This window comes from Sunxiuqinia rutila, assembly GCF_050589705.1.
GTDB classification, from domain to species: Bacteria; Bacteroidota; Bacteroidia; order Bacteroidales; family Prolixibacteraceae; genus Sunxiuqinia; species Sunxiuqinia rutila.
On sequence record NZ_JBNGOT010000010.1, the window covers coordinates 113219 to 126279 of the forward strand.

Consider the following 13061-nt stretch of genomic DNA (forward strand, 5'->3'; position numbering starts at 1 on the left):
ACTTCACCATAACAACAAAGGCAGCATAGTCGGTTATTCCGATTGCGCTGCCTTTGTCTTATTCAGTCCTTTCAGGTTGCCGTCACTTCCATCGGTTGTTTCTCCAGCTGGCTCTCGCTTCTTTTGTCAGAAATGTCCATGCTACAATGCGGCTGTTTTTTTGGCCTTGTCCCATTGGCAACGTTTCTATCTCAGCGGCTTCAGCTTGCTTCAAAGCGCGATAGACTGTCGGAAGATTTTCCTTCTTGGAAATTAAAGTAGAAAACCAATAGCAGGAATTCGCAAACTGCCGGCTTTGTTGAATCATTCTGCGCACAAAGTTTGCTTCTCCCCCTTCGCACCACAATTCATTGTTCTGACCTCCAAAGTTCAAATTGAGCTTGCCGCCTTTTTGCTTGTTCAAATTACGAAGCTTCCGAATTGTTCCGGCCTGCGCCTCCGCTGCCGAAGCATGAAACGGGGGATTGCAAATCGTCAGGTCAAAACGCTCACCGGCACGAATAATCCCCCGAAAGATATCCTTCGAATTGGGTTGCTGACGCAAGTCTATTTTCCCGCTTAGCACCTCATTTTTTGAAACAATGTTGGCAGCTGACTTTAGAGCCACCGCATCTATATCTGCTCCAACAAACGACCAACCGTATTCAAGTGTCCCCAAGATGGGGTAAATACAATTGGCTCCAACACCTACATCAAGGCCGGAGATGATACCTCCACTGGGGATTTTACCTTGATTTGAACGGGCAAGCAAATCCGCCATATAATGGATATAATCTGCCCGTCCGGGAATAGGCGGACAGAGATAACCGTCAGGAATATCCCAATACGCCAGATCATAATTAGCCAAAAGCAAAGCCTTATTTAAGGTTTTTACGGCCTTCGGTTCTGCAAAATCGATGGATTCATCCCCATAATCATTCAGCCTTACAAAAGGCTTCAATTCGGGGCAAGCAGTTACCAGCCACTGAAAATCATAACGGCTTCGGTTTTTATTTCGTGGATGTAAGTTAGATTTTTCGTTCGGATGAATTTTCTTTTTCGCATGCATGCATCGTGGCTTTTCTGTGCTGCAAATTTAAAATGAGCTGAGCCTAAATACAAGGTTTTTTTTGCCTGCCTGGGCTTTTTTATATTCCGAAGTTTTAGCTTCTCAACTCTTTCAAAACGACCAAAGCCCAATTGCTAAAATTAAAAGCAACCGTTAGTGGAATATTTACTCAAGATGGAAGCAACAAAATTCACAAGCTAGACCAGCGGACCGGCATAGCCTTCGTAGTCGGCTAATTTCTGAATACGTTTCAAGTGCCGGCCGTTTTCGAAGTTGGCTCCCAGCCAGGCTGCAACCAATTTGATTGCCTCTTCTTCTGAAACCATTCGCCCGCCCAAAGCAATCACATTGGCATTGTTATGTTCCTTGGCAAGCACAGCCGATTTTTCATTCCAACAAAGCGCACAGCGAATACCCTTCACCTTATTAGCGGCCATAGCCTCCCCATTACCACTTCCTCCAAAAACAACCCCACAATCGGCCTGGCCGGTGACAACCGCCTCAGCAGCAGGAATCACATAATCGGTATAATCAACGGCCTCTTCTGAGAAAGTTCCCAAATCCACAAGCTCATAACCTTCTTTCAGCAAGAATTCTTTTATAGCTTCCTTCAAACGGTAACCGGCATGGTCTGTTCCCAGTGCAATCTTTTTCATAATAATAACTTATTCGTTTTTAAAGCTTTTTGTTCTTAACGACGAAACTCGGAAGGGCTCTTCCCTACTTTGTTTTTAAACAAGCGACTGAAATAATGAATGGACTGAAAACCCAACTCATAGCTAATTTCCTTCACACTTTTATCCGTCACCAGCAAAAGCTCCTTGGCACGCATCACTTTTAACTCCAAATGATACTTATGCGGCGACATGCCCGTATAGCTTTTAAACATCTTACGAAAATAGGAGTAGCCAATGTTATAATTATGTGCCAGTTCTTTCATATCCAAAGTCTGGTCAACTTGCTCCCTTATTTTAAAGCGGGCCCCTTCAATAATCTCTTCAATACGCTTCCCGGTAAATTCTTTTTGTTTTTCGATGGAAATGAGTTGTCCCAGCATTTTCATAATCAATCCTGACGCAATTTGCTGGAAACCGGGTTTTTCATCACTCACCAGGTCAAAAATCTTATAGTAAGTATCAATCAAATCTTCGCGCACCCCAACATTTAAAACCGGCGGATTACGGTTAAACAGCGGATGCGTCAACAAGCGGGAAGCCAGCTCCCCCTCAAAGCCAATATAGTGCTCCTGCCAGCCACTTTTTCGGCTGGGCTGATAACGGTGCCATTCTCCCGGCTTAATCAGCAAAACAGCGCCGGCCCGTATAGGCAAACGCCCTTCCCGACTTTCAAACACGCCACTCCCCTGGGTTATGTAATTAAGCTGATATTCCTGCAGAATCCGGCCACCATCCCAGCTAAAATAATACCCACTGGGGTGCTTCATGGGCGGATAAGCCTTCTCGGGCATAGCCCGATAGGCACCTGCCACACTCAAATACAATCCCCAGTTTTGATCCTCCTCACCAGCGGTCAGGTATTTAAAAAAGTCATTCATAATTGGTGTCAAAAAGTGCAAACTATCTGCCAGATTGTGCATTGTTCAAATCTACTAATCAAGCTACTTTTGAAATTGGACTAGTAAGCAAACAAAATCAAAATTACTAAATTCCTGTGGCTTCACAGGATTAAATCAAACTAAACATGCAAGCAATTTTAGGAATTATTTTTCACTCGCTCGGTGGCGCTTCCTCCGGAAGCTGGTACATGCCGTATAATCTTGTTAAAAAATGGCGATGGGAAGTTTACTGGATTGTCGGAGGATTATTTTCCTGGCTAATCATGCCTTTCATCGCAGTTTTGTTAACCACTCCGGAATGGCAGGGAATATTAGCTGCTGCTGACTCTTCCGTCCTAAGAACAACTTACATTCTCGGCGTGCTTTGGGGAATCGGAGGGCTGACCTATGGTTTGGGTATTCGTTACCTGGGAATGTCATTGGGTAATTCGGTTTTATTGGGAATTACCTCGCTCGTGGGTTCGCTGGGTTTACCAATTCTTCGCGATGTTGGAAATTTAGCCGAAGTTTTACCTGCAGGAGATTCTTTTACCGATATGCTGTCAACCGCAAGCGGTCAGGTGGTTTTGTTCGGAATCCTGGTACTCATGGTCGGAATTGTTCTTTGTGGAAAAGCCGGACTGATGAAAGACAAGGATCTTCTGGGCCATAAAGATGGCGTAAACACGGAGTTTAAATTGACCAAAGGCTTAATTATTGCCGGAGTCTCGGGTATTTTAAGTGCATTCTTTAGTTTTGGTATCGATGCCGGTAAGCAAATGGGAGAAGCCGTGCGTGAAATTGCTGTATCCAACAATTTTCCCTTTGTTAGCGACGGCACTTACCTGTTCGAAAATAACATCATCTTTTTGGTTATTCTTTGGGGGGGATTAACAACCAATTTAATCTGGTCAGTGGCTCTTATTCTGAAAAATAAAACCGGGGGTGATTTTGTTGATTCATCTTCGCCATTACTCAGAAACTACCTGCTTTGTGCCTTAGCCGGTACCACCTGGTTCCTTCAGTTTTTCTTTTACGGAATGGGTGAAACAAAAATTGGAAACGGCGCCAGCTCATGGATTTTACACATGTCTACGATTATTCTTACGGCCAACTTCTGGGGTTTTTACCGAAAAGAATGGGCAGGCGTTTCGAGTAAAACGCGGTCGGCCATTTTTCTTGGAATTGGTCTGATTCTGTTATCCATCATCATCATGGGTATTGCGAAAAGTGATTTCTTAAATTAAAACACCAATCGCATGAGTCGTTTAGCATTTAAGATGTATCTGAATGATGGTCAAAAAGAAGAATACATCAAGCGGCACCAGAAAATCTGGCCCGAGCTGAAAAAGCTCCTGAAGGATTCCGGTATCAGTGAGTATTCGATCTTTTTAGACGAAGAAACCAACACGCTTTTTGCTTTCCAGCATACGCACGGGAAAGAAGGCTCTCAAAATCTTGGAAAAACGGAGATTGTGCAACAATGGTGGGCTTTTATGGCCGATATCATGAAAACCAATCCGGATAATTCACCGGTAAGCATTCCATTAAAAGAGGTCTTCTATATGAAATAGGAAGGCTCAGCTAATGAGCTTCAAAATCCATTTATCAAAAATCTAAAAATTAAATTTCTATAAATATGAGTAAAACAGAGTTGATTAAAAAGGCTTATGAACTAGCCAAGGAACAATATGCGGCCATTGGTGTGGATACGGATGCTGCACTGAAAAAAATAGGCGAACTGGCTATTTCACTGCACTGCTGGCAAACCGACGATGTAGGTGGTTTTGAAACTCCCGATGCTGAGCTTGGCGGCGGCGGTATTCAAACAACTGGCAACTACCCTGGAAAGGCACGTACGATTGAAGAAATGCGGGCTGATCTGGACAAGGTCATGTCCTTGCTTCCTGGCAAGCAACGCCTAAACCTACACGCGATATACGGAGATTTTGGAGGCGAATTTGTTGATCGGGACCAAATTGAAGTCAAGCACTTCCAGAGTTGGATTGACTGGGCCAAAGCCCGCGGTATAGGATTGGATTTCAATGCAACCTGTTTCTCTCACCCAAAAGCAGAAGATGGTTTTACCCTATCGAGTAAAAATGAAGAAAACCGCAAGTTTTGGGTTGAACACGTTAAACGTTGCCGGGCAATTTCGGCTGAAATGGGAAAACAACTGGGAACTCCCTGCGTGCATAACACCTGGATTCCGGACGGAACAAAAGATATTCCTGTAGACCGTAATGGTTATCGTGCCACCCTGCGCAAGTCGCTCGATGAAGCTTTTGCAGAGGAATACCCAAAAGAGTTTATGAAAGACGCCGTAGAAAGCAAGGTATTCGGTATTGGTGTTGAGTCAATGACTGTTGGTTCGCATGATTTCTACTTGGGCTATGCCATCAAAAATAACAAGCTAATTTGCCTGGATAGCGGGCACTTTCACCCAACAGAAGTGGTTGGCGACAAAATTTCGTCTTGTTTACAATTTGTCGATGAACTGTTGCTCCACGTAACACGTCCGGTTCGCTGGGATTCTGACCATGTGGTTACCCTGAATGAAGACGTGCAGCTAATCGCTTCAGAAATTGTTCGTAACGACTTTATGAGCCGAGTTAATGTTGGCTTAGACTTCTTCGATGCTTCAATCAACCGGATTGGCGCTTATGTGGTAGGTACACGTGCCGCGCAAAAAGCCTTCCTTATTGCCATGCTGGAGCCAACTAAAACACTGGTTGAACTAGAAGAGGCTGGCCAAAACTTTGAACGCCTGGCTATGTTGGAAGAATTGAAAACAATGCCTTTCGCTGCTGTTTGGGACTACTACTGCCAGCAGGAAGGGGTTCCCTCCGGAGCTGATTACATTGCTGAAATTCAACAATATGAAAAAGAAACTTTAAGAAAACGTAGTAGTTGATTGTCTGCTTATTGGTTGATTTATGCAAAATGGTTGTTGGCAGAAAATTCTGCCGGCAATCATTTTTGTTTTAGCAGCTTTTTCAACAAACATTGCACTCTACGCACCAAAGCAGCCACCCCGAAAAGCTAAAACGAGCTGCACCAACCGCATGCTTTTACACATTTATTAGCCCTTGTTTGCATTTTAACAAATAGAATTCTTCTACCTTTGAATTTCCATTCAGCAAACAGTTAACTTGGAAACTATGAATCGAATTTTGGGTATACTATTTATATTGATTATCGCAGCAGGTTGCAGCATGCAAAGCAAACTTAATCGTGATTTCAAAGGTGAGCGGATAGAAAAAGTCACCGAAGAGTTCTCAAACCTTCCACTATCAAAAATCCCAATGAACAATGGCCACACCAAGTATATTTTCACCAGAGAAGAGCGGCTTCCTGAAACAACCATCAGTCAAGGAACAAAATCTTTGGACCCGATGAGCTCGCCGGCCGTAACAAAGGTTGAACAGTTCATTTTTATTGTCGACGAAAACGAATTGATTATCAATACGCAATATAATAGCAGCTATAAAAGACTCTAATTGGCGATAATATTTTTAAATAAAAGTGTCGTCGTTCTGGATTTTTTTATAGTTTTGCACACACAATTGAGACACGGATTAACATCCGGTTACGTTCTTAACAGAAATGCCCAGTTGGCGGAATTGGTAGACGCGCTAGTTTCAGGGACTAGTGTCCATCTGGACGTGAAGGTTCGAGTCCTTTACTGGGCACACTTAGAGATTCAAATTAAAACAAAAGCGCTTAAATTCAACGATTTAAGCGCTTTTGTTTTAAGGGACCAAATCAAAAATTGGTCGCGGAAAACAAATAAAACGCAACAAAATCGAGACCAAGCCACCCAAAAAAACTTCTGGTCGCGGCAAATCACGCAACAAATTGATTCAAAACATTTTATTTGATTCACATTGACTCATTTTGCCGCTTTTTAAAAAAGTCAAAATGAGGTATTTTAATTAGTCCAATGGACTTAGTTTTTGATTTTTTTATTGTTGCACCATGAAAATTAGTATCAACTTTTTATTACGAAAAAGCAGAAAATCAGAAGATGGCCGATCATCGATCTGTGTAAGGTACACATACCGCGGTAGTCGAACCGAACTCTCAACTGGCCTATACGCTTTACCGGAGCATTGGGATATTTCCAGGCAAAAGATTAATAGCAAAGTCAAAGGATCAAAGATTCTGAATGAAAACCTTGACCGGATTAAAATCGAGATCTTAGATATTTTCAACCAGCTCAGATCCTCTAATGAGGAGTTTGATGTAATTACCATCAAGCAGAAACTATTGAAAATTCAGGATTCCAAAGGTATTTTGGACGTCTTTGATTATTATTTGGATAGCATCCTTGCAAAGCTAAACAAGGGCTATTCAATGGAAACCTACAAACACTATAAGTCGTCCAGAAAAAGGTTGTCTGAGTTTATTACCAAGAAATTAAGACGTTCAGACATCTCAGCTTTATCCATTGATTATAAATTCCTTAATGCCTTTGATGTTTTCATCAAAAAGAACTTCAACAATTCCCAAAATACAGCATGGAATTATCACAAACACCTTAGACGGGTTTTAAACCTGGCAATCTCTTTGGATTACATCGATAAAAATCCCTATTCAAAATTTAAAGTTCGCTTGGATGAAACTCATCGCGAGATTCTGTCAAGCGATGAGTTGAAGAGGATTGAAGGAAAGCAAATCCAGATTGAACGGTTGGCTGTTGTTCGTGATATTTTCGTTTTCGCCTGCTATACGGGACTTTCATTCTCAGATATAGCCAAACTCAGTGCTTTTCACATTCAACAAAAAAATGATGGCAGGGAATGGATTATTATCGACCGAAAGAAAACAAATAACCGGTGTCGGATACCATTGCTCCCCAAAGCAAAGGAGATATTAAAGAAATACGAAGATTATCCGAAAATATCCGGCAAAGCAATTCTCCTTCCGGTTTTGACGAACCAGAAAATGAACAGCTACCTCAAAGAGTTAGGTGATATCTGCAATATCAATAAGAATATTACCATGCACATTGCCAGACATACTTTTGCAACGACCGTCACCCTCAGCAATGGTGTTCCAATTGAAACCGTATCGAAGTTACTGGGGCACTCTTCGCTAAAAACAACCCAGATATATGCCAAAGTATTGGATAAGAAAATAGCAGAGGACATGGAATTATTAGAATCGAAATTAAATCAAGTCCAGACCAGTCCTCCCAAAGATTAATGCCATTCCTGTAATTTCTAAAGTAAAAAAGGCGAAGGCTATTCGGCCTTCGCTAATGCTCCCAATCCTTGTAAACTTACCAGTCCGTCCGGTTCAGTCCGATGCTCCAGGATGTAATCAACTGCTTTCTGAGCCATTGACGAAGCTGTAAGCAATAACTTTTTATCCTCCTTTAATTTCCCGATCCAGCTTTTAATGTAAGCAGCACTGTTATCGATTGTGGCATTCTGAATACCGGTGAGGTAGCACAGGTAAGCAGCCCCCATTTCAGCAACAAGTTCTTCAATACTATAATCTGAAGAGCCGAACTTATGATTAGGTAGTTTTACATGCCTTCCTGTCCGGTTGATGTGACCTGTTGCATGAATGGCCTCATGATAGAGAACTGAATAAAATTGTTCGTCCTGGAAAAAAGTACGAGGATTTGGCATTCCGATATAGTCTCCAGATGGTGAGTAAAAGGCATGAGATTGATCTAATCTGATTTCAGGACAACCAGACCAGCCCTCGATTAACTTTTCTGCCTGATCAATCGGATTAAAATCGTGATCGTAGGCTGCGGTCGATGGAATTTTACTTTCATCAATTCCCTCGGTTTGTTTCAGATTGAAAACGGTGTAATACCTCAGCAACGGAATTTGATCAATACTTCCATCCTTTTCTTCTTTTTCCAATATCTTCCAAAAAACAACAGGAAATCCTTTCTGCCCTTTCAAAACATGACCTCCAAGTTCTTGCACTTGCCTAAAGGTGAGGAAAAACGGGGAATCAAATTGACTGGCAACCGTTAGAAGAAACCAGAAATTAAAACCACGGTAAACTTTACGGTGAATCATATTCTGCGGTAACCCGTTTTCTACTTTCCACGGCATTTGCCAAGGAATAACACCTTTTTCCAAACGCTCAACAATCAGGTTGGTAACCATTTCATAAATATCAAATGAAGTTTTCATGGGAAAATGCTGCTGCCCTGCAGACTTATTTTGGCACCCTTGAAGTATCCAAGGAAATCTCTGGCACGCCATTAAACTTAAATTTTTGGCGTACCTCCATTGAGCTATACCGGATGAGGTCAATGGGGTGCATGTCATTCCGATAATAATCGGAATGAACGCATCCGAAGGAAACGAGCCACGAAAAGCGAGTTCCCCTTTACCGTTCCGGGAAGCGATTAATAACTTTGTCAGAAATTTGAGTGTAACAGGAATCCTCAATACAGATCTCCCTAGAATTAATGAAACGAAAAAAGGAGTGGTCAATCCAAATCAGACTGGAGTTGCTACATTGGAACAGACAGAAAGTAAAGGTATGATTGCCCCTAAATTATACCTTAGTATCATGAAAAAAGCTAGAAGGACTTTTACAAGAGAATTTAAGCTTAATACAGCTGGGCCTCGCTAACGACTAGTACTAGCCAGAGGAAATAAAAAAGGAGGAAAACCTATTTAATTTCCCTCCTACTCTATTTTAATGGATTTTTTGTGTTAGAACAGCTTCGCCGGCTTTGATGCGCTGAGCCAGCGATTGGATGGTTTCATTATTTACCATCTCCGCAAAGTTGTCTCTGATTTTGGAAAATTCATCGTGCAACGGACATTTGTTGGTCGCATCGCAATTTTTAAATCCAAAACTACAGCGTGTAAAGGATTTTTCACCGTCAATGGCCACAATAACCCGATACAGTTTTAACGGGCCATCCTGCTCATCAAAGGTAAAACCACCATTGCGCCCTTTCAAACTGTAAATCAAACTGAAGCGGGTCATAATCTGAAGAATCTTTGCCGTGAAATGTTCCGGAGAATCAATCTCCCGTGCTACTTGCCGGTATCCCGGACGTTTTCCTTCCCAATTTTGCATCTGGATGTAAACCAGTGCACGAATAGCATATTCTGCAGATTTTGAAAGCATGTTTTTTTGTTTGAACGCAAATTTAGTTCTTTTTCACAACTTCTTGCTCGAGTAGCGCTGCCTTTGGAAAAAGAATGTTGTTTTCCAGGTGTATATGCCGGTGCAGGTCTTTTTCGAAAGAGTGCAGGGTTTCATAAGCTGCCCGATAAGTATTGCACGCATCCTGTGGGATGGTGTAATTTTGTGTTAAACGGGCTATTTCTTCGAAACGGGCTCCTTCATTTTCATGTTCCTGCATCATGGCATTGATGGGGTTGTTTACCGACGCATTGTTGGAAATCGTGATGGTTTTGGTTTCTCGCTTCAACTGGCTTAACTTCTCAATTAAAGGAAACAAAACAATTTCTTCTTTTTGCATATGCATCGTCAATTGCCCTGCCGACTCTTTGAAATGGGCATTTACCTCAATAATCTCAGGATGGCGTTCGCCATGTACTTCTTCGATTTTATCCAGCATCCGGGAAAGCAGCGGGATGGTCTCCCGGACAAAACTATGATGGGTATTAATAATGTACTGAATCAAGTCGACCAGTTCCATCGAATCAAAGTTAGGGGCATTGGTCGGTTGCTGAATGGCTTCTTCCAGTCGGCTAATCAGCTCGCCAGGATTGAGCGATTTTTCTTGACAGACTCTTTCCAGACTTTCTTTTCCTCCACAGCAAAAGTCAATCTGGTAATCATCAAACACTTTAACGGTTTGAAAATGGGTTTTGGCAATTTCGCCAACGGGTGTTTCTAAGCTAATCATGACGTTTAATTTTTAGGGATAAAGACTTTGCAAAAAAATGTGGACAAATACATCCATTGATCTACAAATCTAATGCAATCTTTTTATATTTGCAATAGAAGATCAATGGAGATTAATATCTACTAAAATTTTATGAGTACGAAGAAGTTATGGTATGGATTTACCGCAGTAATGGTGCTGTCTTTCGCGGTACTTTTGTTTTATGGTTACGAAATTTACCGGCAGGCTCCACCAATGCCTGATCAGGTGGTGACAAGCTCCGGAAAAACTGTTTTTAGTGGGCAAGACATTAAGGATGGTCAGAATGTATGGCAATCAATTGGTGGACATCAGTTAGGAACGGTATGGGGGCATGGTGCGTACCAGGCCCCAGACTGGACAGCAGACTGGCTTCACCGGGAGGCTATGTTTTTGTTGAACTATTGGGGTAAAAAAGATTTTGGAAAGGCTTATGAGCTGTTGAATGAAGAGCAAAAAGCGGCTCTGGAGGCTCGGGTTCAAAAGGAAATGCGAACCAACACCTACGACGAGTCAACGGGAAATCTGGTTATTTCAGAACTTCGGGCTTTGGCTATCCGGGAGGTTAGTAAGCACTATTCCGGTTTGTTTCAGGATGGCCCTGAGGAAGCTGCTCTGCGGGAAGCTTATGCTATTCCGGAGAATACCATTAAGGAACAGAAGCGAATGGATCACATGAATGCTTTCTTCTTCTGGGCGACATGGGCTACGGTAACGGAGCGCCCCGGACAGGAAATATCGTACACCAACAACTGGCCCCCGGAAGAACTGGTAGGCAATAGACCGACCAGTGCTTTGATTTTGTGGACGGGTTTCAGTGTAATTATTCTGCTGGCTGGTATTGGATGGTTGTCGTGGTACTATGCTTCTTCCAAAGGTGATGAAGAACATCAGCCCGTGCCGGAAGTGAACCCGGTTAGTGGGATGAAATTGTTTCCATCGATGAAAGCGACCTTAAAGTATTTTTGGGTGGTTTCTCTGCTGATGCTGGTGCAGATTATTGCCGGAGTTATTACGGCTCACTATGGGGTTGAAGGCAGTGCTTTTTATGGCATTCCGCTGGATCAATGGTTGCCTTATTCCATATCCAGAACCTGGCATGTTCAAATTGGTATTTTCTGGATTGCTACTTCCTGGCTGGCTACCGGCTTGTTTTTTGCTCCGGCCATTGCCGGTAAAGAACCCAAATTTCAGAAACTGGGAGTTGACTTGTTGTTTTTTGCATTGCTGGTTATTGTTGTCGGATCATTGGCCGGACAATGGCTTGGGGTGATGCAGAAACTGGGTTTGGTTGAGAATTTCTGGTTCGGACACCAAGGCTATGAGTACGTTGAGCTGGGACGTTTTTGGCAAATCTTTCTGTTTATTGGCTTATTTATTTGGTTGTTTTTGATGGGACGAGCCCTGTTGCCGGCTTTACGCGAGCGGTCAGAAAACCGCAACCTGCTCATCATGTTCCTGATTGCATCGATTGCCATTGCCTCGTTTTACGGTGCCGGACTGATGTGGGGACGACAAACACACCTGGCTATTGCCGAATATTGGCGCTGGTGGGTGGTTCACCTTTGGGTGGAAGGATTCTTCGAAGTATTTGCAACGGTGATTATTGCTTACCTGTTTGTACGGATGCAGCTGATTGGTTCGAAGATAGCCACCACTACGGTTTTGTTTTCCACCATCATTTTTCTGAGTGGAGGTATTTTGGGAACTTTCCATCACTTATATTTTACAGGAACGCCCACGGCGGTGCTGGCCTTGGGGGCTACATTCAGCGCGCTTGAAGTTGTCCCGCTGGTTTTAATGGGCTTCGAAGCCTACCATAACCTGACTTTGAGTCGTTCGGGTGAGTGGGTGAAAGCTTACAAGTGGCCGATCTATTGTTTTATTGCTGTTGCATTCTGGAATTTTCTGGGAGCCGGAATCTTTGGATTTTTGATCAATCCCCCCATTGCTCTTTACTACATGCAAGGCTTGAATACCACTCCGGTTCATGGTCATACTGCTTTATTCGGGGTTTATGGCTTTCTTGGAATTGGCTTGATGTTGTTTGTGTTGCGAGATATGAATCTGAAAAGCGAATGGAAAGAGAAGCCAATTAAGTTTGCTTTTTGGGCTATTAACATTGGCCTTTTGCTGATGGTGTTGATTAGTGTTCTGCCGGTTGGATTGGCACAAACCTGGGCCAGTGTTAAGTTTGGTTTGTGGTATGCCCGTTCGGCCGAGTTTATGCAGCAGCCCTTTATGGCCACACTGAAATGGTTACGGGTGATTGGAGATACGATTTTTGCTGCCGGGGTATTTGTTTTGGTTTATCATGTGTTTGGCCTGGCCTTTGGCTGGTCATTTGAGAAAGATACAACGCAAGCCTGATTATTAGTCGTTATTGTTGATTTTTCGCTTAAAAGCCGCCCTTGTTGGGGTGGCTTTTATTTTTACTGAGAATGCATAGGATTGATTGAGGGCTGTAAAGCGTCGGGCTTTCGGAGCGGGAGGCGCAGCGCGTGTTCCTATAGGAAGCTGTTATGTAGTTATTACAAGGAAGCAAGAGCATTTGATAGTTAACAGTTAGCAATTGG

General features: G+C 42.8%; 13 protein-coding genes and 1 tRNA gene. 8 read left to right on the forward strand and 6 right to left on the reverse strand.

The genetic code is table 11. From position 1 onward, the window contains the following. Positions 1–82: 82 nt before the first annotated feature. The 3 genes from rlmF to ACRD6K_RS14055 form a co-directional block, all read right to left on the reverse strand. Positions 83–1048, reverse strand: coding sequence for a 23S rRNA (adenine(1618)-N(6))-methyltransferase RlmF (gene rlmF, locus ACRD6K_RS14045; protein ID WP_430973736.1), 966 nt, complete (start codon positions 1046–1048; stop codon positions 83–85). A gap of 197 nt (positions 1049–1245) precedes the next feature. Beyond that, positions 1246–1704 (reverse strand): ribose-5-phosphate isomerase, encoded by a 459-nt coding sequence (locus tag ACRD6K_RS14050; protein WP_430973737.1) that lies wholly within the window; start codon positions 1702–1704, stop codon positions 1246–1248. 35 nt (positions 1705–1739) lie between these two features. Next, positions 1740–2603: a helix-turn-helix domain-containing protein gene (locus tag ACRD6K_RS14055; protein WP_430973738.1), complete on the reverse strand. Its 864-nt coding sequence runs from the start codon at positions 2601–2603 to the stop codon at positions 1740–1742. A gap of 146 nt (positions 2604–2749) precedes the next feature. Here ACRD6K_RS14055 and ACRD6K_RS14060 point away from each other — a divergent pair, with 146 nt between their 5' ends. The 6 genes from ACRD6K_RS14060 to ACRD6K_RS14085 all read left to right on the forward strand — a co-directional run bounded on the left by ACRD6K_RS14060 (position 2750) and on the right by ACRD6K_RS14085 (position 7811). Further along, complete coding sequence (locus ACRD6K_RS14060) at positions 2750–3850, forward strand: L-rhamnose/proton symporter RhaT (RefSeq protein ID WP_299578049.1); 1101 nt, start codon at positions 2750–2752, stop codon at positions 3848–3850. Positions 3851–3862: 12 nt separating this feature from the next. Next, on the forward strand, positions 3863–4177 hold the full coding sequence (gene rhaM, locus ACRD6K_RS14065) for an L-rhamnose mutarotase (protein WP_299578048.1): 315 nt from the start codon (positions 3863–3865) through the stop codon (positions 4175–4177). A 65-nt stretch (positions 4178–4242) separates the two neighbouring features. Further along, positions 4243–5517, forward strand: a complete 1275-nt coding sequence (locus tag ACRD6K_RS14070; protein ID WP_430973739.1) for an L-rhamnose isomerase — start codon at positions 4243–4245, stop codon at positions 5515–5517. 247 nt (positions 5518–5764) lie between these two features. Further along, positions 5765–6103: a hypothetical protein gene (locus tag ACRD6K_RS14075; RefSeq protein ID WP_430973740.1), complete on the forward strand. Its 339-nt coding sequence runs from the start codon at positions 5765–5767 to the stop codon at positions 6101–6103. 108 nt (positions 6104–6211) lie between these two features. Continuing rightward, positions 6212–6295 (forward strand) — tRNA-Leu (locus ACRD6K_RS14080). 286 nt (positions 6296–6581) lie between these two features. Next, a complete protein-coding gene (locus tag ACRD6K_RS14085; RefSeq protein ID WP_430973741.1) occupies positions 6582–7811 on the forward strand; it encodes a site-specific integrase in 1230 nt (409 codons plus the stop codon). Between the two features lie 38 nt (positions 7812–7849). Here the strand turns inward: ACRD6K_RS14085 and ACRD6K_RS14090 are convergent, their stop codons facing one another. Further along, positions 7850–8764, reverse strand: coding sequence for an ArdC family protein (locus ACRD6K_RS14090; protein WP_430973742.1), 915 nt, complete (start codon positions 8762–8764; stop codon positions 7850–7852). 154 nt (positions 8765–8918) lie between these two features. On the opposite strand from ACRD6K_RS14090, the gene ACRD6K_RS14095 reads away from it, so the two are divergent. Then, positions 8919–9212, forward strand: coding sequence for a hypothetical protein (locus ACRD6K_RS14095; RefSeq protein ID WP_430973743.1), 294 nt, complete (start codon positions 8919–8921; stop codon positions 9210–9212). A 66-nt stretch (positions 9213–9278) separates the two neighbouring features. On the opposite strand, the gene ACRD6K_RS14100 is transcribed toward ACRD6K_RS14095, so the two are convergent. Together ACRD6K_RS14100 and ric are read right to left on the reverse strand one after the other, a co-directional pair. Then, complete coding sequence (locus tag ACRD6K_RS14100; protein ID WP_430973744.1) at positions 9279–9719, reverse strand: RrF2 family transcriptional regulator; 441 nt, start codon at positions 9717–9719, stop codon at positions 9279–9281. A 22-nt stretch (positions 9720–9741) separates the two neighbouring features. Beyond that, positions 9742–10467, reverse strand: a complete 726-nt coding sequence (gene ric / locus ACRD6K_RS14105; RefSeq protein WP_430973745.1) for an iron-sulfur cluster repair di-iron protein — start codon at positions 10465–10467, stop codon at positions 9742–9744. A 132-nt stretch (positions 10468–10599) separates the two neighbouring features. Between ric and ACRD6K_RS14110 the strand changes: the two genes are divergently transcribed. Further along, complete coding sequence (locus tag ACRD6K_RS14110; protein ID WP_430973746.1) at positions 10600–12855, forward strand: nitric-oxide reductase large subunit; 2256 nt, start codon at positions 10600–10602, stop codon at positions 12853–12855. The last annotated feature ends 206 nt before the right edge of the window (positions 12856–13061 follow it).